At 47.6% G+C, this 26,176-nt stretch carries 24 protein-coding genes; 12 read left to right on the top strand and 12 right to left on the bottom strand.

Annotated elements, in window-relative coordinates; all coding sequences use genetic code 11:
• Positions 1 to 12 precede the first annotated feature (12 nt).
• On the top strand, positions 13 to 1,050 hold the full coding sequence (locus BP95_RS0104145) for a glycoside hydrolase family 18 protein (protein WP_021253634.1): 1,038 nt from the start codon (positions 13 to 15) through the stop codon (positions 1,048 to 1,050).
• Positions 1,051 to 1,119: 69 nt separating this feature from the next.
• Here the strand turns inward: BP95_RS0104145 and BP95_RS0104140 are convergent, their stop codons facing one another.
• Positions 1,120 to 1,986, bottom strand: a complete 867-nt coding sequence (locus BP95_RS0104140; protein WP_021253633.1) for a YitT family protein — start codon at positions 1,984 to 1,986, stop codon at positions 1,120 to 1,122.
• A 256-nt stretch (positions 1,987 to 2,242) separates the two neighbouring features.
• Between BP95_RS0104140 and BP95_RS0104135 the strand changes: the two genes are divergently transcribed.
• Complete coding sequence (locus BP95_RS0104135) at positions 2,243 to 3,163, top strand: VanW family protein (protein WP_028531470.1); 921 nt, start codon at positions 2,243 to 2,245, stop codon at positions 3,161 to 3,163.
• 64 nt (positions 3,164 to 3,227) lie between these two features.
• Here BP95_RS0104135 and BP95_RS29500 read toward each other — a convergent pair whose 3' ends face one another.
• Positions 3,228 to 4,187, bottom strand: coding sequence for an MFS transporter (locus BP95_RS29500; RefSeq protein WP_139170709.1), 960 nt, complete (start codon positions 4,185 to 4,187; stop codon positions 3,228 to 3,230).
• A complete protein-coding gene (locus tag BP95_RS32895; RefSeq protein WP_155987189.1) occupies positions 4,073 to 4,465 on the bottom strand; it encodes an MFS transporter in 393 nt (130 codons plus the stop codon). The genes BP95_RS29500 and BP95_RS32895 overlap by 115 nt, the downstream gene beginning before the upstream one ends.
• A gap of 214 nt (positions 4,466 to 4,679) precedes the next feature.
• On the opposite strand from BP95_RS32895, the gene BP95_RS31740 reads away from it, so the two are divergent.
• The 9 genes from BP95_RS31740 (at position 4,680) to BP95_RS0104085 (ending at position 16,450) form a co-directional block, all read left to right on the top strand.
• Positions 4,680 to 5,159, top strand: coding sequence for a GbsR/MarR family transcriptional regulator (locus BP95_RS31740; RefSeq protein ID WP_051613985.1), 480 nt, complete (start codon positions 4,680 to 4,682; stop codon positions 5,157 to 5,159).
• A gap of 14 nt (positions 5,160 to 5,173) precedes the next feature.
• Entirely contained in the window at positions 5,174 to 5,998 is an 825-nt protein-coding gene (locus BP95_RS0104120) for an alpha/beta fold hydrolase (RefSeq protein WP_028531469.1), read from the top strand.
• A gap of 177 nt (positions 5,999 to 6,175) precedes the next feature.
• Positions 6,176 to 7,075, top strand: coding sequence for a serine/threonine-protein kinase (locus BP95_RS0104115; protein WP_028531468.1), 900 nt, complete (start codon positions 6,176 to 6,178; stop codon positions 7,073 to 7,075).
• Positions 7,076 to 7,511: 436 nt separating this feature from the next.
• Complete coding sequence (locus tag BP95_RS0104110) at positions 7,512 to 8,330, top strand: hypothetical protein (RefSeq protein WP_028531467.1); 819 nt, start codon at positions 7,512 to 7,514, stop codon at positions 8,328 to 8,330.
• 53 nt (positions 8,331 to 8,383) lie between these two features.
• On the top strand, positions 8,384 to 9,823 hold the full coding sequence (locus BP95_RS0104105) for an SWIM zinc finger family protein (protein ID WP_028531466.1): 1,440 nt from the start codon (positions 8,384 to 8,386) through the stop codon (positions 9,821 to 9,823).
• A gap of 12 nt (positions 9,824 to 9,835) precedes the next feature.
• Positions 9,836 to 11,695 (top strand): HEAT repeat domain-containing protein, encoded by a 1,860-nt coding sequence (locus BP95_RS0104100; protein ID WP_021253615.1) that lies wholly within the window; start codon positions 9,836 to 9,838, stop codon positions 11,693 to 11,695.
• 102 nt (positions 11,696 to 11,797) lie between these two features.
• A complete protein-coding gene (locus BP95_RS0104095) occupies positions 11,798 to 12,901 on the top strand; it encodes an AAA family ATPase (protein WP_028531465.1) in 1,104 nt (367 codons plus the stop codon).
• Positions 12,901 to 15,243 carry a DUF5682 family protein gene (locus tag BP95_RS0104090; protein ID WP_028531464.1) on the top strand — a complete coding sequence of 781 codons (2,343 nt, stop codon included), beginning with the start codon at positions 12,901 to 12,903 and terminating at the stop codon, positions 15,241 to 15,243. The genes BP95_RS0104095 and BP95_RS0104090 overlap by 1 nt, the downstream gene beginning before the upstream one ends.
• A 1-nt stretch (position 15,244) precedes the next feature.
• Positions 15,245 to 16,450: a VWA domain-containing protein gene (locus tag BP95_RS0104085; protein ID WP_021253612.1), complete on the top strand. Its 1,206-nt coding sequence runs from the start codon at positions 15,245 to 15,247 to the stop codon at positions 16,448 to 16,450.
• 61 nt (positions 16,451 to 16,511) lie between these two features.
• Here the strand turns inward: BP95_RS0104085 and BP95_RS0104080 are convergent, their stop codons facing one another.
• From BP95_RS0104080 to BP95_RS0104045, 8 genes are all read right to left on the bottom strand, one after another.
• Entirely contained in the window at positions 16,512 to 17,006 is a 495-nt protein-coding gene (locus BP95_RS0104080; RefSeq protein ID WP_028531463.1) for a DinB family protein, read from the bottom strand.
• Between the two features lie 478 nt (positions 17,007 to 17,484).
• On the bottom strand, positions 17,485 to 17,997 hold the full coding sequence (locus tag BP95_RS0104075; RefSeq protein WP_028531462.1) for a DoxX family protein: 513 nt from the start codon (positions 17,995 to 17,997) through the stop codon (positions 17,485 to 17,487).
• Between the two features lie 295 nt (positions 17,998 to 18,292).
• Positions 18,293 to 18,682 (bottom strand): DUF3899 domain-containing protein, encoded by a 390-nt coding sequence (locus BP95_RS0104070; protein WP_021253609.1) that lies wholly within the window; start codon positions 18,680 to 18,682, stop codon positions 18,293 to 18,295.
• Positions 18,683 to 18,684: 2 nt separating this feature from the next.
• Positions 18,685 to 20,331 carry a peptide ABC transporter substrate-binding protein gene (locus BP95_RS0104065; protein WP_028531461.1) on the bottom strand — a complete coding sequence of 549 codons (1,647 nt, stop codon included), beginning with the start codon at positions 20,329 to 20,331 and terminating at the stop codon, positions 18,685 to 18,687.
• Between the two features lie 42 nt (positions 20,332 to 20,373).
• Complete coding sequence (locus BP95_RS0104060; protein WP_021253607.1) at positions 20,374 to 21,327, bottom strand: ABC transporter ATP-binding protein; 954 nt, start codon at positions 21,325 to 21,327, stop codon at positions 20,374 to 20,376.
• Entirely contained in the window at positions 21,308 to 22,342 is a 1,035-nt protein-coding gene (locus BP95_RS29490; protein ID WP_021253606.1) for an ABC transporter ATP-binding protein, read from the bottom strand. The genes BP95_RS0104060 and BP95_RS29490 overlap by 20 nt, the downstream gene beginning before the upstream one ends.
• Positions 22,343 to 22,354: 12 nt before the next feature.
• Positions 22,355 to 23,302, bottom strand: coding sequence for an ABC transporter permease (locus BP95_RS0104050; RefSeq protein WP_021253605.1), 948 nt, complete (start codon positions 23,300 to 23,302; stop codon positions 22,355 to 22,357).
• Position 23,303: 1 nt separating this feature from the next.
• Positions 23,304 to 24,230, bottom strand: coding sequence for an ABC transporter permease (locus tag BP95_RS0104045; protein WP_021253604.1), 927 nt, complete (start codon positions 24,228 to 24,230; stop codon positions 23,304 to 23,306).
• Positions 24,231 to 24,743: 513 nt separating this feature from the next.
• On the opposite strand from BP95_RS0104045, the gene BP95_RS0104040 reads away from it, so the two are divergent.
• Entirely contained in the window at positions 24,744 to 25,007 is a 264-nt protein-coding gene (locus BP95_RS0104040; protein ID WP_021253603.1) for a CD3324 family protein, read from the top strand.
• Between the two features lie 91 nt (positions 25,008 to 25,098).
• Here the strand turns inward: BP95_RS0104040 and BP95_RS0104035 are convergent, their stop codons facing one another.
• Positions 25,099 to 26,013: a DNA-3-methyladenine glycosylase family protein gene (locus BP95_RS0104035; RefSeq protein WP_021253602.1), complete on the bottom strand. Its 915-nt coding sequence runs from the start codon at positions 26,011 to 26,013 to the stop codon at positions 25,099 to 25,101.
• Positions 26,014 to 26,176: the final 163 nt, after the last annotated feature.

Below are 26,176 nucleotides of genomic sequence, written 5' to 3'. Positions count from 1 at the left end.
GAAGACGACAGCATGAGCAGCAACAAGCTGATTTTAGCGGGTTATGCAGGTGATCCTGTACTGCCGAATGTTACAGCAGAAGATGCGAAGAAACTAACTCATTTGAACGTGGCATTTGGTCATGTGAAGAACGACCGCATTACGATTGATCATTTGCAGAATTTGTCTCAATTGCAAGTATTGAAGTCTTACAACCCTGAGCTGCTCATTCTACTGTCTGTGGGCGGATGGAGTGCAGGCGGGTTCTCTGAGGCTGCGTCGACAGCAGAAGGAAGACGGCTGTTCGCAGAGTCTGCAGTGCGAGTCTTAGAGACAGCACCGTTCGATGGCATCGACCTTGACTGGGAGTACCCATGCTATTCGGAGGCAGGAATTGCTTCCAGCCCGAATGATAAGCAGAACTTCACCTTGCTTCTCAAGGAACTGCGCGAGGTGCTTGACGCCAAGGGGCAAGCAGACGGAAAACACTATCTGCTGACGATTGCAGCAGGGGCAGACCAATACTATATCGATGGTACAGAAATGGATGTGATCCATTCGTATTTGGACTTCATTCAGCTCATGACATACGATATGCGCGGCGGCTTCCAAACCTTGACCGGTCATCACACGAACTTGTACACATCGACTGGCGACTTGTTCCGCATTAGCGTAGATGCATCTGTACGTTTATTCGCTGCTGCAGGAGTGCCTAGAGAGAAGATTGTCATCGGTGCTGCCTTCTATTCAAGAATGTGGAAGGATGTGCCGAATACGAATAATGGCTACTTGCAAATGGCGCCTGGATCGGGTGGGTATGGACCTGATTATACGAAGCTGGTTGCGGAGTATATCAACAAGAATGGATTCGTTCGTCATTGGGATGAGGAAGCGAAATCTCCATATTTGTACGACGGACATAACTTTATTACGTATGACGATCCAGAATCCTTAACGCACAAGTGCAAGTATGTGATGGAGCAGGGAATTGCTGGCGTTATGTTCTGGGAATATAGCTGCGACCATACGCATACGTTGCTGGATGCCATGTACCGTGCCTACACAAGCTAATTAGGGATGTAAAATAGAGAATCCCCTGCATACGTCAGCGAAGCGCTGAGACATGCAGGGGATTTGTGATTAGTGGATATCGTTCTTCTGGAAGTTGCCGCCGAGTACATCCGATACACTTTCGATCGCGATGAACGCCTTGCTGTCAATCTCTTGGACAACAGACTTCAGCTTCGCTAGCTCCAGACGGGTAACGACACAATAGATAATTTGGGTATCTTCCTTGCTGTAACCGCCTCTGCCGTAGATGAAGGTCGTGCTTCGACCCAAGCGGCTCTGAATTGCTTCTGATACTTCCTCATATTCCTGCGATATGATGGTTACCGACTTCGACTCATTCAAGCCCTCAACGACGATATCCATCACCTTCGAAGCAATATAGAAAGTAAAGATGGAGTACATGGCTGAATCCCAGCCGAATGCGAATCCAGCTATGATAAAGATGAATACGTTGATAATGAGAATAATTTGACCAACTGGCACCCGAGTCTTCTTGGACACGAGAATGGCTACGATTTCAGTACCATCTAGTGATCCGCCAAAGCGAAGAACGAGACCAACACCGAGACCGAGAATAAAGCCACCGAACAGTACCGCCAAGATTTTCTCATTCGTGAATGCGCTGTAAGGATGCAGCCAAAATGTCGTTCCAGACATGACAATGATTCCGTACAAGGTGGAAAATGCAAATGTTTTCCCGATTTGCTTGTATCCGATGATGAGAAACGGAAGGTTAATAAGGAAGATGAACACGCCTAGCGGAATTCCGGTTAGCTTGGATATTACGATGGAGATACCTGTTATTCCGCCATCGATCACACTGTTAGGGACGAGGAACAATTCCAACGCGACCCCCATTAGAATTGCACCAGACGTGATGAAGATGAATCTCTTCAAGATGTCTAGAACGGACATTTTCTTATGAACTCTAGCCATGCAACAAATCCTCTCTGTCTATAGGTTAGTACTAACTTTACGTATGTATATCATATCATTTTCATGAAACATGAACAATAAAGTGACCAAACTCATGAAAATAACAGTCATAAAATGCAAAACTCAGCGCGAACTGGTAGAGCATGTATATATCGTTTGGAATAAGAAAAGGATAAGGTAGCGGCAATTATTTCATGCAAGTGGAATGGGTTCAGATGTGCCTCAAGGATGAGGAATTGTCATAAAGGAGAATAATATGTATCTGCAACTTCTCTGGTTAGTGCTATTGCTGCTCCCACGGCCAACCGTATCGGAACCAATCCTTATTGGACATCATGGCCAACAAATTGCATCTGCTCACCGTGCGGATTATTTACTTCCTGGTGCTGCTATTGTGAACGAGCAACAATTAGACAAGCTGATGAAAGCGATAGATCGCCAAGTAGCCATTGCTCCGATTAATGCAGCATTGAATGGTTATGGTGGGATTATTCCCGAGAAAAATGGAATGAGGCTGGATCGAGAAGCATTTATCGAGCAGTTTTATAAATACATCGTCAACAGCGGTTCGATGAGGATAGAGGTGCCGATGCAGATTGTCTATCCAAAAGTAGACAGTGAACTCCTATCGCATATTCGTGAGAAGGAAATTGGTCATTACACAACCTTCTATAATACGAACAATAAAAACCGTTCTATGAATATAAAGCTTGCTACAGAGGCGATTAACAATCACGTCCTATTTCCAGGAGAGACGTTCTCCTTTAATGAAGTTGTTGGGCAGCGCACGCAAGAGAGAGGGTATGTGCGTGCGCCTATCATCGTGAAGGGGGAATTGTCAGAAGGAATAGGGGGCGGCATATGTCAGATATCATCCACCCTGTTCAACGCTGTCGACCGCGCAGGGCTACAGATTGTGAAGCGCTACTCTCACTCTAGGAATGTAACCTATGTACCGCCTGGTCGTGATGCAACGGTAAGCTGGAATGGACCCGACTTTACCTTCCATAATATTTACAATCAACCGATATTGATCCGAGCCTTTGCCAACGGGGGAACCGTACATATTGGCGTTTACTCATCGGAAGATATTCGCTACAAGCAACGTGATGTACCTGGTGCTTCGAAGGAACTGCCTGAAGAAGTGAAAGATATCGATGTGGACAAGGAAGAATAATGCAGGTAAGGGTACGATAATCAACAATAAGACGGTTGCTCCTCTTGATGGAAGAGCAACCGTCTTATTGTTGCGAATAATGTGTGTACCGCTTGCCGCGGTAGAATACGGATACCGCGATAAGAATCAGACTGGTGAAGATTAGAGTGAGAAAGGAGGCTTGATAGCTTCCGCCGATGTCGTAAAAGACTCCGGAAACCAAGGGGAGTAATCCGCCTATCAAATATCCGCCGAACTGAATCATGGCCGTCCATAGACTTGCGTCGCGCGAAGTGCTTGTTACATCGAGAGGCAGGATTAACGCAATCGAGAACAGGCCGCCCGCTCCAATCCCCATCACTGCTGCCGACAGAAATGGATTCACCTCGGCAGGAAAATAAGAAAGCGCGCTGCATCCTGCCAGACTGCATATGGAAAAGGCTAACAGCCATGACTTGCGAGAAGTGGTACGATTCAACATAAGAGGCGTCACCAAGCCTGCGATCATCTGCATGATCGAATATACTGTTACTAGCGTCCCTGCAGTTGCCGCATCCATCCCAATCTCCTGAGCACGGGGGGCAAGCCAGGTAGCAGCGGTGTAGTAGATGCCGGATTGCAGTCCAAAAATAATGAGGAATAGCCATGCTTGCTTATTATTCCACGGAAGCTTGCTCGATTGCTTGCGAGACGATGCGTCGTGATGGTCAGTTGACGCATGCTTTCGAATAATCGGCCACCACGCAAGTATCCCGATAACCGCGAAAATGGACCAGATGCCAAGCGCCGTGCTCCATGATCCGTGTGCGGCACGCTCAATCGGTATCGCGAAGGCGGAGCTGATCGAAGCGCCGATGCCCATGCCGGTTAAATAGACGCCGACTATCGATGAGGCGTGAGCAGGGAAATGATGCTTGATGAAACCAGAGATCAGCGGACCGGCAACCGCAATCCCGATACCGGCAAGCAATGCGGTAAGCAAGAGCAGGAAGGAGGTGACGCGAAGAAGCGAGCGGCCGTCGCGATGCCGATTAGTCCGATGCACACGGTGATCGCTCTTTCCATTCCCAATCGATCGCTCAAGCTGGCCGCCATAGGAGCGAATATTCCCATGCAGAACAGTGGAATGGTCGTTAGCAGGCTAGCCGACATCCCGTTCATTCCCAAATCTTTCTGAATGTCTTCCAGCAGCGGGGAAATGGACGTAATTGCGGCTCGCAAATTTGTAGATACGAGAAACAACGATAGAATCAATAAAATGGTATACCCCATACTGCGCTTATTGGGATGCGAATAATCAATCGCTCGCAGTTCGGATTTCATAACATTCACCCCAATCAGTCTATTTATCTAATTTGTATTTATCTAATTTGAGTTCTTATCGCGCAATGGACTGTTTCACCTTTATTTTTATGAATTATACCAGATATTTTCTTCACTCATGATTGTTACGTCGAAAAAAGAAAAAGAAGATTGAATTTTTTTGTTTTCTGTGTTTAATATATATTAAATTAATTAAACATTAGAGGGTGTTGTCATGGGGAATTTCAAGTTGAACGATGCTCAGCAGTCTTTGATCGAGGATTTCGGAACGTATATCGAATCATCAGGGGGTGCGCGCTCACTCGGGAAAATATGGGGCTATCTGCTGCTAGCAGGAGAACCGCGTTCGCTTGATCAAATGGTGCTGGACTTGCAGATTAGTAAAGGCACAGCATCCTTATCTGTCCGTCAAGGGGTTCAAGTATCCTTATTTCGCAAAGTAGGTATCCCTGGAAGCAAACGGGATTACTACGAACTGCATCCGGATGCTTGGACATCGATTTTGCATACGAGCATTGCGCAAGGGGGAATGATGGGGAATTACGTGAGGCGGGCGAAGTCCATCGCATCGGATGAACAAGCAAAAATGAAAATGGATGAAAGCATCGAGTTTTTTGATTTTGTCGTCCACCAAATGAAGCAAATTCTAGTTCAGTGGCAGGAACAACGTCAACATAAGGACAGTCATAACTAGGGGGAGACAACATCATGCCGAAGGCAGCTGTGAATGGGATGCTCATGCATTATGAGAGTAAGGGGAAGGGTTTGCCTGTCTTATTCCTACATGGCAGTGGATCATCATGGCGAATGTGGGAACCGCAATTCGAAGCCTTCTCAGCACGGTACAGCATGATAATGCCGGATTATAGGGGGCATGGCGATTCTACTAAGGAATTTCCAGAAGGCAAATATGATCATTACGTGATTGTTGAAGATTTGAAGTGTTTCTTGGATGAGCTTGGGCTGAACAAAGTACATGTCATCGGTGTCTCGCAGGGCGGACAATTGGCGACCCTGCTTGCGATCCGGTATCCACAATATATAGATAAGCTAGTCATATCGAACAGCTATAGTGAAATGCCGACGGTTGCAGCAGGCTGGGTGCTGTCCATTTCCAATTTTCTTTTCAGCCTGCTTCCTTACCGTACGATCGTGAATCTCATGATGAAGTTTTATAAGGATGATCCATATACACAGCAAATATTACGCAATTCTTTCTCAATTGATAAGAAGATGCTCCTTGCTATGAAGACGGCTCCTTTCCCGACGCATACGAATGAAATGTACCGCATTCAGTCACCAGCTTTAGTCATGGGAGGAGAAAGAAAGATAATGACTGGTATTGACGAGGGGAAAGGGTCTCGTACCATTTATAATCATATTAATCATGCAACTCTTGCCTTGTTCAGAGATGCTTATGATCCGCTGAGCACAATGCGCAGAGATATTTTCAATGAGATGATTATCGATTTCTTCGAGGACAGGCCGTTGAGAGCGTACAACGATGTTGTGATAGAAAGGAAGCAATCCTAATCGGATTTCTATTGTACGCGGTTTATGAATGTGATACGGTGGTGGAACGTGAAAAGTGAAGGAGGCGTTGTGCTATGGCAAAAATGACGAATATGAATTGGGTGTATCAACGAGATGGGGTCAACGCATAAGTAGCCCACGAAACTGCGGCAGCCCCGATAGGATGAGAGGGGAAGCATCGTGACAACACAATCATTCACTTCTGTAACGCTTCAGCTAGGAAATGTATCATTTGAGCTCAAGGAAGCTCATTCTTTCGATTGGATTTACAAGTATGGACATGCATTCTGCGTATTCGACGAGCAGGATTCTGGGAATATTGCGTTTGGCGTTGAGCAAAAAGGACGCAAGCGATTTATTAAATATGCAGGTGCTAGAACGAAGGAGTATATGGGCGAGCCGGAAGCTGCCATCGAGCGGTTAAAGGCGGCGATTCCGTTATATACGGAACTGAAGCATCCGAACTTGATTGAACTCGTGGAACACTTTGATGTTCAGGGTGGTGGATATGCAGGCGTATTTGAGTGGTTCGAAGGGGAATGTCTACATTCTCACTGGTCATTCCCGCCACCAGCAAAGTACCATGATCCAAGATCTCCATTTTATCGCCACCGTCACCTATCCATGCAGCAGAGATTGAACTCTTTGGATGTCATTTTCTCATTTCATGAGCATGTGGAGGCACAGGGATATGTGGCTGTAGACTTTTATGATGGAAGTATCTTATATGATTTCATAACCAATCGAACGAAGATTTGTGATATCGACTTTTATCGGAGATCTCCTGCTATCAATGATATCGGGGAACAATTCTGGGGAGCGATGCGATCCAAATCGCCAGAGGAATACGAATTAGGCGCGCTGATCGATTCCCGAACGAATGTGTATAATTTAGGAGCCATTGCTTTTGGACTGTTAGGTGGGGAACGAAATCACGCTTTGGAACGCTGGGAAGCGGGACAAGTGCTGTATGAGATCGCTCTGCAAGCCGTTCAGCAGGATAGAGAACAACGATTTCCAAGCATTGCAGCTTTCAAATCTGCTTGGGATGAAGCTCGAGGGCAGACGATATCATGATCTCATGGTTGCATGAACCGATAGAGTAGAAACGAAGGAATTTTACTTTTATGATCCCTCTCCAATAATATTGGAGGGGATTATTCATGTTTTATAGACTGGAAGAAATCGCAGGTCAACACGTACTATAACTGTTTATATCCACTAGGGGAGGTAAGCTATTGGAGAGGGGCATAATGGCTGTGATCGCACTCGCGAGAACAATCTGTAAGTAGTTCTGAATATGCAGGTGGTACTATATTCCTATAAATTTGCAATGAAGAAACGAAAGGAATGGGACTAAGAGACCTGTTCTGTGAGCTTATAAATTCGTTATTATGAAGAAGAGATTCGTCGAAGCACTGCTTTCGGCGTTTTTTTTCACAATCAAAGGAAACGTATGTTCGCAAATTTTCATCAAAATGACACGAATGCGGTAAATTTGAAGGAGGACGGAGTGGACAAGAAGGCGAAGCAGATACTGATGAAAACGTTTTGGAGCAGTGCGGGATGGAAAGATACTCGTACGATAACGTTCGCTGGGGAGGATTTCGAGTACGCTAAGGGCAAAGGTCTGATGTTCGATCCCGTGACAATGAGTCACGATGAATGTGTGCTGCGTATCGTAGAATTGCATAAATTGATTACGAAGGAGATGGTGGCACAAGCCTTCCTGCACAGCCTGTCTACGCGTAAGGTGCATTTGCGAAGTGCGCTCTCCAGTTGGGCACTAACACATAGTTTGCTACCCCATCCATTTGAGAGCAATATCGGTAGATGCAAGAGCAGCACATACGCGATGTATGGGGATTGCTATGAATGTGACAAGAGCGGGATTGCCGTTCTTGAATCCTATACGAATGAAGATATCAATGTTCTGAATTTCGAGCGGATGAAATGGGGAGGCGTTCGTCTTAACCATATCCTATATTGTCTATTAGATCTGGAACAGCTCCTAGCAGAAGGGACAGTTGACGTTACGGAAGAGGATGTGACCATTCTCAAACATATGCTGACCGCGATAAAAAGCTGCCAGCCTAGCGATGCTGCGCGTCAATTGGAGAAGAACTTAAGCAATGTGCTGCCATCCAATAAACAGGAACGCGATGTGATGATGGAAATTTTGTCTTATGCGGGTGTGCTGCGAGCTGGTTCGGAGAACAGGCCAGGCAGGGGTGGGAAAAACGACTTCTTCGCTGTTGTAAACTGGCGTGGAGTGGATGGGTATTCCGATCATGCGGTTGAGCATTACTTTGGCAAATGGTTGTATGAATAGGAATCGAGTACATAAAAAGGATAGTTGACATTGGACAGATAGGAGGAATCAACATGATCGAAATTACAGAGTCATACGTAGATTCACTTGCCCCGAACGCCTCAGCCATCAAGAATGGACAGGGGCTCGTGAAAAAGCGGAGCTTCGTACAGTTGAACCGCTCAGAGGACGGTTCACTCTTATTTGGGGAATGCTCGGGCAGCGGCAAATCGAATTATCAATGCTCGGCAGACTTCATCCAGCCTGAGAAGCCAATTCTGCGCTGTTCCTGTCCAAGCAGGCAGCTGCCATGCAAGCATGCGCTTGGGCTGCTATATGCTTATGTAGGCGGAGGGGAGTTCGCAACAGCGCCTGTGCCTGAGGATATCCTCTCCAAGCGGGAGAAGGCCGAGAAACGCGAAGAGAAGAAGCAGCAGCAAGCAGCGGATGATGCTGAGCCAAAGCCGAAGAAAGTAAACAAGTCCGCGCTGAAGAAGAAAGTTCAGGCACAGCTGGACGGACTGGAGACGTTAGAGAAGCTGGTGCTGTCGCTCGTGCGTGGGGGCATCGGTACGATTGATACGAAGACGATTAAGATGATTCAGGATCATGCCAAGCAGCTAGGGAATCACTATTTGCCTGGAGCGCAGAATGAACTACGCAGACTGGCCTTATATTTATCGAGTGATGAAGATCGAGAAACCATCTATACCAATGTAATGGAGCAGTTGACTCTCCTACATGCCTTCATTAAGAAGGGGCGGAGCCATCTGACTGCGAAGCTGGATGATCCGGAACTGGCACTGGATCACGAGAGCACCGTAGAAGAGTGGCTGGGTCATGCATGGCAGCTTAACGAATTGAAAGAATGCGGATTGATGAGCGAGAATGTGGAGCTTATTCAACTCTCCTTCCTCAGCTACGATGATCAAGCTCGACAAGAATATGTCGATCAGGGCTATTGGATGGAGAGAGAAACTGGTGATATTCATCGCACGATGCAGTATCGTCCGTATAAGGCGGCTAAGCAAATGCGTGCAGATGATAGCTTCTTCGATGTTGCACAAGTGAAGACGCTCTATCGATATCCGGGAGAGATGAATCGCAGAGTACGCTGGGATGAATTGATTACTAGAGTAGTAGGAGCGGAAGATGTGGAATGCTTGTCCGCACATGCACAGCGTTCGTATGCTGATGTACTCAAGAAAGTGAAAAATCAGCTGAAAAATCCGCTCGGCGATAAAAATCCAGTGATGCTCCTTCATGTGTCAGACATAAAGCAGACAGATCAGAATGAATATGTATTGTTGGATGAAGCGGGCCAGCAGATCGTGCTGGATGATGTGTGCGCTTCTCATCATTCCACAGTGTCTCTGCTCCCGCTGCTCCCTGCTGATTGGACGAAGGATGCTTCGATGCTGGTCATGTTCGAGCACCGACTTGCAAGCGGACGATTGCTTGCACAGCCATTAACAATAATGAAGGATGCGGAAATGATCCGTCTCATGTATTAAGGAGGATTGGCCATGAGTACAGCATTGTTGCAAGAGCTTCATCAAGAAGTACGGCGACTGTATATTGCAGGCAGTGATTTGGCAGTCGGCGACTTCCGTCTAAAACGACTACTTCCGCAGTTCCAGCAGCTAGGTGAGCGGGCCCCCATTTTCAAGCGGCTGGCAGAAGGAATTGCATCATTAATTGAGCCTCCTGCGGGCAAGGAGCAGTCTTCAGCGGAGACGCTGCAGGACATTGGAATGCTCCTTCATTCCGTCTTATATACGCAGGGAAGCTCGGCTCCGGCAGGGCAGTTGACTGACATGGAGAGCTATCCGAGCAATCTGTCTACGAAGCTGTCTTACCGCAAGCTGGCGGCGGTGCAAGAAGCACTAACGACAACAGGCGGAGGACGCTATGAAGTGATCTTACAGGCATTCGAGGACGGTATGTTCGCGGATCTTCGCTTGTTGCAGTACGCGATTGCAGCCCTTGGAGACCCGTATACGGAAATTGCTGATCTAACTACGGATAAGATTCTTCCTTCCTACGGATCGCAAGTCGTACCACATCTGATGAAGACATTCCAAATCGATGGCGGCAAGCTGGAAGCGAGAAAGCTTCGTGTCATCGGTACCGTCGGCGGAGAAGACGTGGCATCGTTTATCTATGAAGCGGCACAGTCCGGCTCGGATGAAGTGAGAGCGACAGCAATCCGATTGTTGTCAGCCTATATCCAATATGAAGAATCAGTTCTTGAATGGACGAAAGAGAAGAAGAAGGCGATTCGGGAATCCGCGTATCATACGCTTGCGATCTATGGATCAGACAGAGCGGTGGAACGGTTGCATGAAGCGTTTGCCGGCAAGGATATTGAACTTGCCTCAGAAGCGGCAGCTGAATGTGATCATCCGCAGCTGACTGCCCTGTTGGTGCAGGATTTGGATCGCGATTTGAGCGCAGCGTTGGAACTAGCAGACGATAAGAAGAAGCTGGAGGCGGCTTGGACGAGGATCCGATATGTAGTTCGTGCATTGCATGAGAAGCGGTGCGCAGAACTCTACGACGTATATGCGAATTTCGTGGGCCGCTATGAAGAATATAGACCTTTCCAATGGCTGGAGCTGATCCACACTGTCGCTTGGTATATGGAGACAGAGAATTCGGAAGAGGCACTTGCTCATTTGCGAAAAATTGAAGATCTTGACGTACGCTTCATGTCTTATGCTGTTCGCGCCTCGTTCAATCTGTTATCACCAGAGGCAATGTACGATCACTATGTAGAATCGATGCGGAACAAGTGGAAGATGCAGACGAACAAAGAGATGCAGAGAAGGAAGAAGGAACTGTGCTCCACAATCGAAGCACTGGTACTGTCCAGAGAATATGTTGAGGTGCCTGCAGAGTGGAGCTATTCCAACGGAATGATGTCACTATACACGATTGTCATTCAACCACTTCCGCTTATTCTTGCTGCATGGGATGAGCGCTGGCTGGATTGGTTCATTGAGCAGAATGAGCTTGAGCTCGTATGTGCTTTTGCACGGCCGGGACACGAAATAAGCGCCAAGTTTATGTTGAGGAAGTTGGAGCAGCATCCTGAATTCCGCAATACGTACGCTGGCTTGATTTTGTCTGGATTGAAACGATCTGACTTGCCTGAAGAAGTAATGTGGGAAGCTTTAGTGGGGGCTATCGAGAACAAAAAAAATTCGAATTGTTACACATTTGATGGAAATGTGTATGCGTGCTTATATGAGCTGCCAGCTTCGTATCACGCCCGCTTGTCAGAGGTTCTTCCTATATACAAGTATTCGGCTGGCGAACAACTGCGCTATGTCGTGGAACAGATGGAGAAGAAGCAAGCAGTGGTTGCGTCAGAATCGGTATAGCGCTGATTCCTTCTAACACGGAAATTGAAGAATTGCGGGCGCATTGTCAGAGTTATAAGACAGGTGCGTGTAACGAGATTAAACGTCAGGGGAGATGATGAGATGGCAACGAGCCAACAGCAAATGCAGGATATCATGCGACTCTCAGCCGAGCGCTTGTATGAGGATGAGATTGCGGCACTACGCAAGGCGGACAAAGGAAAGATTCCAACAGGATGGCAAATGTCTCCGCAAGCGGTGCTCACGTTCATCACGGGAGGCAAGGCAGGAAAGACGACAATTACACCCAAATATATCGGCAACAGACGATTAGTGGAAATGGCGATTGCAACACTTGTGACAGACCGAGCACTCCTTCTGATCGGGGAACCGGGTACAGCCAAGTCATGGCTTTCCGAGAATTTGACTGCCGCCATTTACGGTAATTCCGGTCTTGTCGTACAAGGAACTGCTGGAACGAGCGAAGAACATGTACGGTACTCGTGGAATTACGCGATGCTCCTTGCGAACGGACCTACGCCGGAAGCGCTTGTTCAGAGCCCAATTATGCGGGCGATGGAGGCTGGTGGGATCGCTAGATTTGAGGAAATATCTCGCTGCGCCTCTGAGGTGCAGGATGCACTTATCTCGATACTTTCCGAGAAGACAATATCTGTGCCTGAGCTCGGCAAGGAAGTAAATGCGCGCAAGGGCTTCTCCATCATTGCGACAGCAAATACAAGAGATCGCGGAGTCAATGAGATGTCGGCTGCCCTGAAGCGCCGATTCAATATTATTGTGCTGCCAACGCCATCGGATATGAATACCGAGGTTGAGATCGTGAAGAAGCGCGTTCAGGAGATCGCTTCCGCTTATGATTTGCAGACAGCTGCTCCTTCTGATGAGGCGCTTCACAAGGTTGTGATCATATTCCGTGAGCTGCGCAGCGGCATGACGGTTGACAGAAAGGAGAAGGTGAAGTCTCCGGCGGGTGTCATATCGACGGCAGAAGCGATATCCCTGCTCACGAACAGCATGGCGCTTGCAGCAAGCTTCGGAAGCGGAGAACTGAGCGATGAAGACTTGGCGGCTGGACTCCAGGGAGCCATCGTGAAGGATGATGTTAAGGATAAACTCGTCTGGAAGGAATATCTCGACAACGTGATGAAAAAGCGCGGCGCGGAATGGCGCGGACTATACACGGCTTGTAAGGAGCTGAACGAGTGATGAGCGTGGTTGCGGCTTCTGCCGTGAACATATTCGGGGTTCGGCACTTATCGCCGGGCGGCGCGAAGCATATGTTGGATGAACTGGAGCGGATACAGCCTACAGCTGTGCTTATCGAAGGCCCCTCGGATGCGACGCCGGTCATCTGTCATTTGACGAACGAAGTAACGAAGCCGCCTATCGCCATTTTGGCCTTTACGGATGACTTGCCCGTGCGGCCGGTCATGTGGCCATTTTCCGCTTATTCGCCAGAGCTGCAAGCCATGAGATGGGCAGAGCAACATGGCGCACAAGCTGCATTTATCGATCTTCCATCCTCTGTCACGCTTGCTTTGCAGGAAACACGGCATCGCGCAGATTCTGCTGATGAGGAAAGTGACAGCATGGAGACTGAATCATCTGAACAACGGATACAGGAAGGGGAACAGCGCTCGATTTACGGCCGAATTGCCGAGCTGGCAGGGGAGCCTGACTATGATACGTATTGGGAACGAAACTACGAGCACAACTTGAACCCGGGTGCCTATCGTGATTCCATATTGGCTTTTTCCGCTGAGATGCGGCTGTTAACAGAAGAGACAGAACGACTGACCGATCGCACGGAGTATGCCTACAACGCGATTAGAGAAGCATATATGCGGCGGAGCATCCAAGACACGATAAACGCAGGCCATGCTCCTGAAAAAATCGTCGTTATATGCGGTGCGTATCATGCTTCTGCACTGGCGGATCTAACGGCAGCGATGACGGATGAAGAAGTGGCGCAGCTGCCGAAGCGGAGCTCGAAGCTTACCCTGATGCCTTATTCCTATTATCGATTGTCCTCACGCTCAGGTTATGGAGCGGGTAATCATGCGCCTGGCTACTTCCAGTTGATGTGGGAGCACATGCTGGACGGCACGCTTGCTGATCTGCCCATGCATTATTTATCAGCAGTTGCCCGTCAACTGCGTGAATCAGGGACGCATCGCTCAACAGCAGAGGTAATTGAAGCCGTACGTCTGGCGCAATCGCTTGCCTCCTTACACGGAGGGAGTGCGCCGACCTTGCTGGATTTACGTGATGCGGCACTTACACTGCTCGGTCGCGGTGAACTGTCTGTCATCGCTGAAGCATTAGCGCGAATTGATATCGGAACTGCAATTGGATCACTTGCTGATGGTGTTAGCCAGACACCGATTCAGGATGATCTGAACCGTTGGCTGCGCAAGCTGAAGCTGGAGAAGTACAAGACGGCCGTGGCGACCGATCTGGCGCTTGATCTGCGCGAGAATCGTCGTGTCAGCTCGGAAGAAGCTGCATTTCTTGACTTGAATCGCTCATTTCTACTCCATCGGCTAACTCTGCTTGGTATATCGCTTGCGAAGCAGAAGCCGAGCGCGCAAGAGCAAGCAACCTGGGCCGAGCATTGGGTTCTTCAATGGACGCCGGAAGTAGAAATTGAAGTCGTCGAATCGACATTGCTGGGGGAGACAGTTGAGGTAGCTGCTGCTTACGTGCTTCAGCAGAGGCTGGATGGCTGCGTAACGATTGACGAGGCATCCAAGCTAATCCGCGTCGCCTGCGAGTGCGGCATGCTGACGCAGATGGAAGCCGCTCGCCAAGCGCTGCAGCGGCTGGCAGTGGACAGTCGGGATGTCGTTCAGATTGCGGCGGCTGCAAGAGACCTATCTACAATTATCCGTTACGGTGATATAAGACGTATCGATATGACGCCATTGCTGCCGCTGCTGGAGCAGCTGTTCTTCCGCGCTTGTCTGTTCCTGCTCGATGCCAGCAGCTGCAATGATGAGGCTGCCAATGCCATGATCATCGCTATGAACGAGTTGAACAGCATATCACTCGATCATAGCGAACGGGTTGATGAAGCGCTATGGCTGCAAGAATTGCAACACTTGGCAGAGCGGGATGATCGGAATCCACGGTTATGCGGATTTGCCTGTGCCATATTGATGGAACGCAACGTCATCTCTGCACAGCAATGTGCAGAGGAGGTGTCACGCCGCTTGTCCCCAGGTATCCCAGCAGAGCTGGGTGCGGGGTGGTTCGAAGGATTATCAATGCGCAATCGATATGCGCTGTTGTCACGCATGACGCTCTGGGAACAGTTGAATGAATATATTCTATCTCTTGATGATAGCGAGTTTGTAAGAGCACTCGTCTTCCTGCGGCGAGCATTCAGCACATTCGATCCGAGAGAGAAGGCGATGATAGCAGAGCTGCTTGGGGAATTGTGGGGCGTCCAACCCGAACAGGCCGAAGAGCTGCTTATGGGTGAGTTGAAGGAGGAAGAAGCGAGCATGATTGACGAATTGAATGATTTTGATTTTGGGGACATATAACATGAGCACATTCGCTGAATCACAAGCACTTACACGTTGGCGGCTCATCCTCGGCCAGCCAGCGGAGGCGCAGCTGTCCAGCTATTCCATGAATGGTTGTACCCATCTGTCGGAAGAAGAACAGATCATGGATCAAGCATTAGCTGCAATCTATGACGAGACGACTGATTCACAAGGTGGATCCGGCTCATCTGCTGGCGGCAAGGGCGCAGGACTAGGCAAATCAGCACCTCGCTTATCGAAATGGCTTGGAGATGTGCGTTCCTTCTTCCCTGAAGATGTCGTATCGATCATTCAGCATGATGCGATGGAGCGAAAAGGATGGAAGCAGCTGCTGTTTGAACCGGAGGTTCTGGCACAAGTAAAGCCAGATATTCAATTAGTGGGCACGTTGCTATCATTGAAGGGCAAAATCCCTGAGAAGACTAAGGATACGGCACGCATGCTTGTACAGGCGGTTGTGGATGATCTCGTGAAGCTGCTAGAAAATGATATACGTCGAGCGGTTACGGGGGCGCTAAATCGAAGACAGCATTCTCCACTTCCGTCTGTAAGCGGTATCGATTGGAAGAGAACCATTTCGCGCAACCTGAAGCATTATGATATGGAGCGGAAACAGATCATTCCGGAGCGGTTCTATTTCTTCGACCGCGCACAGCGCAATAAAGAATGGACGGTCATCGTAGATATCGATCAGAGCGGATCGATGGCGGACTCCGTAATATGGGCGTCTGTTATTGGGTCAATATTTGCATCGATTCCGTCGTTGGACACACGGGTTGTCGTATTCGATACCGAAGTGGTTGATCTTACAGAACAGTGTGCTAATGATCCGGTTGACATGCTGTTCGGGATTCAATTGGGCGGCGGAACGGATATTAACAAATCGGTGGCGTACTGTGAGCAGTACATATCGGAGCCGAAGAAGACATTGTTCATCATTGTGTCCGACTTGTATGAAGGCGGCAATCGTGGAGCGCTCATTCGCCGGATGAAGGAGCTAAGGGAAGCAGGGGTAAGGACGATGTGCCTGCTCGCGCTATCTGATCAAGGCCAGCCCTTCTATGATGAGAATCTTGCTAAGATTCTAGCGCGGGATGGAACACCATGTTTCGCTTGTACACCAAGCTTGCTGCCAGAATTGGTTGAAGGAGCGTTGAAAGGGCATGATCTGACTGAGCTGGCTAAGCGGGTAGGTACCAAGTGATGTGGTGCTCACAAAGTTATAGATCTAAAAAGGACAGGACGGTATGTTAACCGTCCTTTTTTCATTTTAATTTATGAACTGGAAGGCAAGATCTCTTGCTGAAAATTTGGTGCAGGTGATGCTCCATATGCGCCACGTAGTCTTGAATCAACCATTCCAAGGTCACGATTTGTCCGTCAGGGAGTTTGCAGCGCACATCAAGGCTTGGTTGAGAGAGATGTGTGATCACTCGAAGGACGGCTTGATTAAAGCTGCACCATAATCTGATTACGTCTTCAATAGGCGCGTTGTTGTACTGCTGCGCATCAACCCAATGGTTCTGATTATATGGAGTGATACTTGGTGGATCTGCCGAAACATTGGCGATTCCACTCTGCTGAAGCTGGATAAATCGTGATACATTGTTGATTGCTGAATCACATAGATGTCCGAGAATTTGCAGGCGAGACCATTTTCCTGGTGTACGCGGTTGATAGACTTCCTCTTGCAGCGCTTGAAACTGTTCAGGCACCGTATTCAAGGCAGCTTCGAGTCTGGCAATAGAATTTGCAATCAAAGTATCCTCTCCCATTGCATTGATTTTCCATCTAGACATCTATATTGTACTGCGATCATGGGTTAGCTGCCATAGAGCCGCTAAGAAATCACTTATTAAGAAGTGTTCTCTCGCAGCAGCTCAATGACAGGAACCGTTAGAAGGATGGTTTACGGTGCATTCAGCCTAGCACAGGATGAACCAAAATAAAATGGGAGATATGCGAAAACAGAGGTGAATATTACATACCTTATTGATGGAGACTGATTGGAAGCTTATGTTTTGATGAGGTATAGGTAAATAAGAAATGCTGGATACGATGACAACATCGAGTGTATTTAAAGCGATTAAATAAAGGCGGTTGGGGAGTCACGCTGACAATTGTAATTGTATAGTCAATAAAATAAATACGCTATAACTTGCAGGACTAAAAAAAGAACAATAGTGATCGAGCTATGTTGTTTACCATTGTGAGCGTGTTGATGAGCAGTTGTGTTACTCACGAGGTTACTGAGGTTGAAGTGCTGCTTTGAGGTGAATGGCTGCGAGTCAATTTCAGTCTGCGGAACAACAGTTGGTCCACTCCGAAGCGGCCTGCATTGGTATAGGCGACGAGAATGAACAACGTAAGGATAATCATGATAGGATTGGCGCTGATAGAACCACTTAGTAGAAATGACATATTCATTACAATGCCGAAAAATGCTGCAGTTCTCGTTAACCCGCCTACGATCAGGCCGATACCGACAAGAAGTTCTCCCCATTGAACCACGAGGCTGAATAGTTGGGCATTCGGGATTGCGACATGTTCGAGGAATGACGCCCACCAACTCTGAACAATAGGATTCTCGCCAGAAGCCTTTGCTAGAGCACCTTTCAAAAATCCGCTTGCATCAAAGCCTCCACCAGTCATTTTGTGTAATCCGGCTGAAACCCAGGTGTAGCCTACATAAAGCCGGAGGGCCAACAATAGTGCTGCTGCCCACACATTTTTCCGTAAAAAATCAATCATTAATCAATCCTCCTTAATATTCGTGTGATTCCCATATATAGGATGCATAAACACTTTATAGTGCAGGACGCTATTTTGCAAGCCCCATTAGAGCTATTTTTTGACTAAAAGCTTGCATTTTCTGCATGAATATAACGGATATCACATTATTATGCGTAATCACTAGAAAAATAGTAGGATTAAGAGAATCGTATCGCATCAGCCGTACAGACGGGAATCATCCAATGCTTATGAAGTAGTAAAGCACAGGCTATCTCCTATTGAGAATAGGGGATAGCCTGATAGCGCCACATGGTTAGAAATATTGAATTTGTAGGATAATCGCGCCGATTAACATGCCGCTGCCACAGCCAAGCGCATATGCGCTCAGCTTGCGGCTAACTGTCAACTTCCAGTGCTGAAGTGAAGTGTCGGCTTGAAGATGTCTATCTTCCTCGCGCAGTGCTTTCGATGTCGCTGTGAACATGGAGCCTAGTGAAGAAGCTCCACGTACAATTGGATTCAAAAATCCAGTACGCATAACATAAGCGAATGCACCAATAATCAATAGAATCAGTCCATACAGAAAGCATCTGTTCACACTGCCTACATCAATTCGATCACTCATAAGCCCGAATGGGGGAGCACTAATGATGTACACGATGGCCACGACGATAATCGACGATACCGCGTATCGTGCCAACATGATTATTGCTCAACACGCTTTGCGAAGCGCAGATCTGGATTAGAACGAACATCGAACACGATGCCTGTTACTTTTGGACTTACAAGTGCTGTATCCACGGAGAACAAGATCGGCATGATTGGCAAGTCTTCCATCAATACTTTTTCAGCTTGCTGGAGGATTTCAACCCGTTTGTTAGGATCCAACTCGTACGTAGATTTTGCAATCAGGTCATCATACTGTTTATTGTTCCAATTTGTGAAGTTGTTCGAGTTCGAAGATTGATAGTGAACAAGTACGCCAAGCGGATCAAGGAAGATTCCTTCCCATCCCATACGTGCAACTTGGAAGTTCTTCTGCTTAAACGTATCAATATACGTTTTCCATTCTTGTGCTTCGAGCTTCACTTCAACGCCGAGATTTTCTTTGAACATTGCCTGCAATGCTTCAGCCACTTTTTTGTGCTTATCAGCAGAATTCAATTTGAATGTAACAGGCGGCAGAGCGGACAATCCTTCTTCCTTCAAGCCTGCAGCGAGCAATTCTTTTGCTTTTTGAGGATTGAACTCGTAATACTTAGCTGCATCATCACGGAAGTCATTGCCCGATGGGTTCTTGATGCCGTATGGCACATAGCCGTAAGCAGCCTGTTCGCCTGCCTTCGTTACATTCTTCGTCAGCGTCTCGCGATCGATCGCATAGGAGAATGCTTGACGAATTTTTGGATTCGTAAATGGTTTTTCATTTACATTGAACGAATACGTATAGACACTGAACGTAGGATGAGCCAAGTATTCTTTATTTTCTTTCTCTTGATCCAGTGTGTCGATTGGCAGTGCTGTAATCAAATCAAGGTCGCCGGTTTTGTACATTTGATAATAGGTTGTTGCATCTTGCACCATTTTGAAATGGATGGTATCCATCGAAATGGCGTCTTTGTTCCAGTAATGATCGCTCTTTGCAAGTGTAATCACTTCGTTATGCTTCCATTCCTTCGAAGTGTAAGGGCCGTTGCCGACGATTGTGCTCGCTTCAGCTGCCCATTTCTCGTCTTTGTCTACGACCGTAGATCGAACCGGTAAATACGCATGTCCCATCGAGATAATCGGGAAGATACCGAGCGGTGCCTTCAATTCAACGATCAACGTATGATCATCTTTGGCTTTAACGCCTACGTCATCTGCGCTTCCTTTGCCTGTGTTGTACTCTTCTGCACCTTTAATGTAGTACAGTGAGGAAGGGTCGTACGCTGCTGTCTTCGGATTCAGCACCCGTTTCCAAGCGTATTCAAAATCTTGTGCGGTAACAGGATCACCGTTCGACCACTTCGCATTATCGCGAATCGTGAATGTATACGTCTTGGCGTCAGCAGATACATCGACTTTGCTTGCAGCACCTTCTACGATTTTGCCGGCTTTGTCATATGTGTAGAGGCCTTCATAAAGGTTATCGATAATAAAATAAGATGTTGTATCTGAAGCGAGAGCTGGATCTAGGGTATACGGTTCGCCGCCCGATAGATTCGTTGTGATCACTTGCGGAATCTTGTCGCTGGATTCTGTACCGGCAGCAGATGATTCCTTCGCTGTCCCGCTATTGCTTCCAGAGCATCCGGTTAAGGCAGTTGCGGTTAAAATAAGAATTGCTAACATTAGGTTCCATTTTTTCATGCTCGTTCCTCCAATAAAAAGCTTCATATGTAATAGATCTTCTTAATACAAGTGGCAGGCAACCCAGTGATTGCTGTACACTTGCTTGCCTTCCGGCATTTGAGTTGCGCATAGCTCCGTTGCTGCTGGACATCTGCTATGGAACGGACATCCGGTAGGCGGAGATAGCGGGCTTGGCGGATCGCCATGCAGTACAATACGTTCACGAAGCCTCTTATTTGAAGGGTTCGTTGTTGGAATTGCTGACAATAAGGCCTGCGTATATGGATGAAGCGGATTGGCGAATAATGAGCTTCGATCAGCCAGCTCCATCATTTTCCCTAAATACATCACGCCGATTCGATCACTAATATGTTTGACCATCGCCAGGTCATGGGCAATGAATAAATAACTTAAGCCTTGTTCGATTTGCAAATCCTTCATCAGATTTACAATTTGCGCCTGTATCGATACATCGAGTGCAGAGATCGGTTCATCAGCGACGATAAATTGCGGATTCACGGCCAATGCGCGGGCGATGCCGATACGCTGTCTTTGCCCGCCGCTGAATTCGTGCGGGAAGCGAAGTGCATGATCCGGGTGAAGCCCAACTTTCTCAAGCAGCTCAGCAATGCGCTCTTTGCGGGCCTTGCCCCTTGCCAAGCGATGTGCGTCGATTCCTTCGGCAATAATGTCGCCAACACGCAGTCGAGGGTTAAGTGATGCATGCGGGTCTTGAAAGATCATTTGCATGCTCCGATTCAGCTCACGACGTTCCAGGCCACGTGCGCTAGCCAATTCCTTGCCATTGAACACCACCTTTCCAGCTGTAGGCTCCAGCAGGCCTACAGCGACTCTGCCTAATGTTGACTTGCCGCTGCCGCTCTCACCAACAAGGCCAACCGTCTCGCCGGGAAGGATGGATAAGCTGATTCCGTCAACTGATTTCACGCTGTGATTCGAACCTGTCCGAAAATGCTTATGCAGTTGATGGAGCTCAAGAATAGGCTTCGACATATTCATTCCTCCTTGCAGGGCCTGTCCCGTGTCCGATTGGAGATCGGGGATCATTCAGCCAGCAGCGAGCGCTATGCTGATCTGTGAACGAATGGGTGTCCGGCAGATGCTGCAGGCAGACCTGCATGGTATAAGGACATCTCTTCGCGAAGGGACAGCCAGTGATCGGTTCGGATAACTCTGGAGGAGAACCTTCAATCGGTGTCAGCCGTTCATCCTCGGAGGTATCCAGCTTCGGCGTGGACTGAAGCAAGCCCCATGTATATGGATGCTTCGGACGCTCGAAGATATCTTCGACTGTTCCTGTTTCCACAATCATTCCGGCATACATGACTGCAACGCGATGCGCGACCTCAGCCACGACACCGAGATCATGGGTAATGAGCAGAATTGAGCTTCCCATCTGTTCTTGCAGCGTTGTCAGCATGTCAAGAATTTGGGCTTGAATCGTGACATCCAGTGCGGTCGTAGGCTCATCCGCTATCAGCAGCTTGGGATTGCAGGCGAGTGCAATAGCGATGGATACACGCTGCCGCATTCCTCCACTAAATTCATGCGGGTATTGACTGTATCTTCGTTCCGCATCTGGAATGCCTACGAGCTGCAGCAATTGTATCGTTCTCGTTCGTGCATCGGTTCTGGTAAGCTTCTGATGCTGTCGCAAACCTTCACTGATCTGCGTACCGATCTTCATCGTTGGATTCAAGGATGACATCGGATCTTGAAAGACCATACCAATCTCGGAACCCCTTAGTTTCCTCATCTGAGAGCGAGAGAGTGAAGTGATGTCTTGGCCTTGAAAATGAATGTCTCCACTCTTCAGCTTCGCATGTGGAGCAGGGAGCATTCCCATAATGGTTCGAGCGGTTATGCTTTTGCCGCTGCCGCTCTCGCCGACGATTGCGAGTGTTTCCCGTTCATCAATATGGAAGGACACGTCTCGCACGGCTTGAAGCTCTCTATTTCTTGATTGGAATACAATATGCAATTGTTGAACTTCGAGCAAATGCTTCATGAGTGCACCTCCTTATTGTTGTGATCGTGGATCAAGGGCATCCTGCAATCCATCTCCAAATGCGTTGAAAGCGAACATGGTGAGCGAAATCATCAATCCTGGGAAGAACAGTCGCCACCATTGGCCGCTTAATATGACGCCAAGTGAATCGTTGGCCATTGTGCCCCAGCTGGCATCAGGTGCTTGTACACCTAGACCGAGAAAACTTAGAAATGATTCAGAGAAAATTGCCGCCGGAATTGTAAACGTTAAGTTGACGATAATGATGCCCGCAGCATTCGGGAGCAGATGCTTAAAGATTATGCCAGCATGAGATGTGCCAAGCTTATGCGCTGCAAGTACATACTCTTGCTGCTTAAGCTGTAGAATCTGTCCACGTACAACACGCGCCATTCCAACCCAGCCTGTTATAGATAGGGCGATAATCATGGTGAAAATTCCTGGCTTCATAACGACAAGAAGCAAAATGATCACGAGCAAGTAAGGGATGCTGTATAAAATTTCAACAATGCGCATCAACACATTATCAACGCGATCACCGAGCCTGCCGCGACCTGCCATATATCCTGAAATGCCACCTACTAAAATGCCGACGACAAGATCAATTGCCGCTGCTGCGAATCCGATCGTAAGCGAGATACGTGCTCCTGCCCAAGTTCGCGCCCACACATCGCGTCCCAAATCGTCAGTTCCAAACCAATGTTCTCCGGAAGGGGGGAGGTTCGTAGCTGTTAACGATTGAGCGCTCGAAGAATAGGGAACGAGCGATGGACCAATCGCGGCGAGCAAAATAATGACCAGCAGCAGCACGAGTCCGAGTACGGCGAGCTTGTTGCGCGATAGCTTGCGCAATCTGTCCTGCCACAATGGAACGCTGCGAGTTGCGAGCTGATGCTCTGCTTGGTGGCTGCGTTCGATGGGATGGAACAGATGATCCAATTCGGCTGATGAAGCTTTCATGCTAATCTCCTTTGCTAGCAAGTTTAATTCGCGGATCAACGATCCGGTAAGACATGTCGATTAAAAATAACGTAACGACCAATACGACGCTGTAAAAAATCGTTGTGCCCATAATGACGGGATAGTCCCGATTGAAAATACTATCGACGAAGTATTTTCCGATACCAGGGATCGCAAAGATCTTCTCCACCACAAACGTGCCTGTGAGGACGGATGCGAACAGGGGGCCCATGAAGGAAAGTACAGGAATTAAGGAATTTCGCAATCCATGACGAATCACAATTTTCCAAGTAGGCAGACCCTTGGCTTCTGCTGTATGTATGTATTCCTGTTGCAGTACTTCCAACATGCTCGTTCGAACGAAGCGGGCAATGATCGCGATCGGCGTAACTGCAAGCGCGAGTGAGGGAAGAACCGTATGCTTCCATGTTCCCCATGCAGCGACGGGTAGAAGACCCCATTTCACCGACATGTACTTAATAAGCAATGGTGCCAAGATGAAGCTGGGAATCGAGATACCGAGCATCGCAATCATCATCGCTGCAAAATCCAGCGCGCGGTTATGATGAAGGGCGGCAACCGTGCCTAGACCGATTCCGACCACGATTGCAAGCAGCATCGATTGAATGCCGAGTATCGCTGATGGTAGAAATCCGCGGGCAATCAATGTGTTAACATCCGTAGTCTTGGATTGGATCGATGGCCCTAAGTCCAGGGTGAGCAGGCTCTTCAAATACAATAAGTACTGTGTAGGCAAAGGCTTATCCAGGTTATACCTTGCCCTCATGTTATCCAATACGGACTCTGGCAGCGTCTTCGAATCTGAAGCGAATGGATCACCTGGGATCATGTGCATGATCACGAAGGTCAGCGTAACAATGATCCATAGTGTGACCAGCATGGCGAATAAGCGTTTCAGCACAGCCATTATTCTTTTGTCTCCTGTTCATTTAAAATCACATAATACACATTGAATAAATCGGGATTAAAATTAAATAAAATCTCCTAACGAAATCGTAATCAACCGGTTGTTAAATATTAAATCTGATAGGATTAGTATGAATAATAGGATAGAAGGTTTGAAATGTCAATGTAATACTATGTAAATTTCAAAATTTAAATTTCATTTCATCAGCTCATACACTTTAGAGGTAAGAAAGGGGGAAACGATGCCATTCCGTTGATTGTAAAGGGATATACTGGTACAATTGGTTATATTCAAACTTTACTAGATAACGAAATGAGGGGATCGTTTGTTATACATGCGTATCGACTTAGAACTACTCCATGCAAAGTCTATATTATGGACATGAACGGTTGCTTGTGTGGAGTTACATCGCTTAACCGTTCACTTTCATTTTGACTTTCATGGTGAATTTACGTTTATAATGTAGGCTTTGCTCCCTTAAAAGAGACCAATTTTTTAAGGAGCGAAGGGATCATGAAATATATGAAGGCGAATGAATGCTTGCCAGAACATCTGCTATTAGAAATACAGAAATACGTCTGTGGTGAATTCATATACATTCCAGCACCGCAAGGATCTCGTAAAAAATGGGGCGAAAACTCTGGGATTCGAAGAGAGCTCCAAGTTAGAAATGAGAAGATTCGGCACTATTTCCGTGAAGGGGCATCGATTGATCAGTTATCTGAACAATATTGCCTATCTGTAGATAGCATCAAGAAAATTGTATACAAGAAATAAGGAATGGGAAACCCGCCCTGCTTCGAACGCAAGGCGGGTCTATTTGGTGTTAATGCCATAATCCTTGCCGCTGTATAGGATCGTTTGTGGATTAGTAGAGATATCTCCAGAGGTAAAATGTCGCATAAGCTTCCCAGCCGCTCCACTTCTCGGACATCTCTCGCAATTCGCTCCTCGTCGGCTTTCTGTCGGAGCCGAGGCGATGGCGAATGGCATTATGAAGTCCGACATCATCAATCGGAAATGCAGACGGCATTCGCAAGCAGCGCATGAGTACGTAATTGGCCGTCCATGGACCGATTCCACGTATTTGCGTCAACATCTGTTCGGCTTGCTTGAAGTCGCCGGCCGCGAGCAGCATTTCTTTTGACAATCGCTTATCGGCAATTAGCTGTGCAGTATGGATTAGGTACTCGCATTTTCGTTCGGTCATGCGCAATTGCTGCAGATCTTGGACGGCTAGAGAAGCGATATCGTGGGCAGTAGGATAGATCCAGTAGGTGTTCCCATCATATGTAATTCGCTTGCCAAAATGTTCGACTAGTCTCCGCTTCAACGTATACGCAAACGCAAGATTAATCTGCTGGCCAATAATTCCCCAGCTCATCGCTTCAAATAGGTCAGGGATGCCAATGATTCGCAATCCAGAGAATGACTGGACAGCATGTTGAAGCAAGGGATCGTTCTGGGCCAGAGCGTAAAAGGGTGCCAAGTCAGTGTCTAGGTCGAACCAATCTCGAACGTAATGTTCGACAGCACGATGTTCCTCCGGATTACGAGGAACCGTATTTCCAAGATAGACAATGTTCAGAGATTGATCTTCATTGGCGCTAATTTCTACGATTGGCGAACTATGTTCAAGAGGAATTGCCTTACATACCTTGTGTTGTTGTATCTCATATAGACATTCATTGGTCGTACGAGATAAGTAGTTCAGATTCTCGTTGAAATTGAATTCCTTAGGAACCTCCAAACGCGTCCGATTTTCCTTGTGTTCCATCGTCATGTTATCCCTCCCTGCACGAGAAATATCTCCTATTATAGTTGTATCATACTTCCGAATCACATGGATTTCGAAATATTGCGTTTCCATTCCTATTCGCGTACATAGCCCCGTCTATCAGGTTATACTGGAAGAGGAGGTGAAGTTCTATGCCAGAGAGGAACGA

The organism is Paenibacillus sp. UNC217MF (assembly GCF_000686865.1).
Taxonomy (GTDB): domain Bacteria; phylum Bacillota; class Bacilli; order Paenibacillales; family Paenibacillaceae; genus Paenibacillus_B; species Paenibacillus_B suaedae.
This window is presented reverse-complemented; position numbering and strand designations above follow the sequence as displayed.

What these genes read in the sequence shown, in the direction of transcription:
- BP95_RS0104045 (WP_021253604.1), bottom strand. Translation starts at nt 24,230, where the DNA reads ATGGCTGTGCTGAAACGCTTATTCGCCATGCTGGTCACACTATGGATC.
- BP95_RS32895 (WP_155987189.1), bottom strand. Translation starts at nt 4,465, where the DNA reads ATGAAATCCGAACTGCGAGCGATTGATTATTCGCATCCCAATAAGCGC.
- BP95_RS0104145 (WP_021253634.1), top strand. Translation starts at nt 13, where the DNA reads ATGAGCAGCAACAAGCTGATTTTAGCGGGTTATGCAGGTGATCCTGTA.
- BP95_RS0104090 (WP_028531464.1), top strand. Translation starts at nt 12,901, where the DNA reads ATGAGCGTGGTTGCGGCTTCTGCCGTGAACATATTCGGGGTTCGGCAC.
- BP95_RS0104050 (WP_021253605.1), bottom strand. Translation starts at nt 23,302, where the DNA reads ATGAAAGCTTCATCAGCCGAATTGGATCATCTGTTCCATCCCATCGAA.
- BP95_RS0104095 (WP_028531465.1), top strand. Translation starts at nt 11,798, where the DNA reads ATGGCAACGAGCCAACAGCAAATGCAGGATATCATGCGACTCTCAGCC.
- BP95_RS29490 (WP_021253606.1), bottom strand. Translation starts at nt 22,342, where the DNA reads ATGAAGCATTTGCTCGAAGTTCAACAATTGCATATTGTATTCCAATCA.
- BP95_RS0104065 (WP_028531461.1), bottom strand. Translation starts at nt 20,331, where the DNA reads ATGAAAAAATGGAACCTAATGTTAGCAATTCTTATTTTAACCGCAACT.
- BP95_RS31740 (WP_051613985.1), top strand. Translation starts at nt 4,680, where the DNA reads ATGGGGAATTTCAAGTTGAACGATGCTCAGCAGTCTTTGATCGAGGAT.
- BP95_RS0104105 (WP_028531466.1), top strand. Translation starts at nt 8,384, where the DNA reads ATGATCGAAATTACAGAGTCATACGTAGATTCACTTGCCCCGAACGCC.
- BP95_RS0104040 (WP_021253603.1), top strand. Translation starts at nt 24,744, where the DNA reads ATGAAATATATGAAGGCGAATGAATGCTTGCCAGAACATCTGCTATTA.
- BP95_RS0104060 (WP_021253607.1), bottom strand. Translation starts at nt 21,327, where the DNA reads ATGTCGAAGCCTATTCTTGAGCTCCATCAACTGCATAAGCATTTTCGG.
- BP95_RS0104035 (WP_021253602.1), bottom strand. Translation starts at nt 26,013, where the DNA reads ATGACGATGGAACACAAGGAAAATCGGACGCGTTTGGAGGTTCCTAAG.
- BP95_RS0104135 (WP_028531470.1), top strand. Translation starts at nt 2,243, where the DNA reads ATGTATCTGCAACTTCTCTGGTTAGTGCTATTGCTGCTCCCACGGCCA.
- BP95_RS0104100 (WP_021253615.1), top strand. Translation starts at nt 9,836, where the DNA reads ATGAGTACAGCATTGTTGCAAGAGCTTCATCAAGAAGTACGGCGACTG.
- BP95_RS0104075 (WP_028531462.1), bottom strand. Translation starts at nt 17,997, where the DNA reads ATGATTGATTTTTTACGGAAAAATGTGTGGGCAGCAGCACTATTGTTG.
- BP95_RS0104140 (WP_021253633.1), bottom strand. Translation starts at nt 1,986, where the DNA reads ATGGCTAGAGTTCATAAGAAAATGTCCGTTCTAGACATCTTGAAGAGA.
- BP95_RS0104120 (WP_028531469.1), top strand. Translation starts at nt 5,174, where the DNA reads ATGCCGAAGGCAGCTGTGAATGGGATGCTCATGCATTATGAGAGTAAG.
- BP95_RS0104070 (WP_021253609.1), bottom strand. Translation starts at nt 18,682, where the DNA reads ATGTTGGCACGATACGCGGTATCGTCGATTATCGTCGTGGCCATCGTG.
- BP95_RS0104085 (WP_021253612.1), top strand. Translation starts at nt 15,245, where the DNA reads ATGAGCACATTCGCTGAATCACAAGCACTTACACGTTGGCGGCTCATC.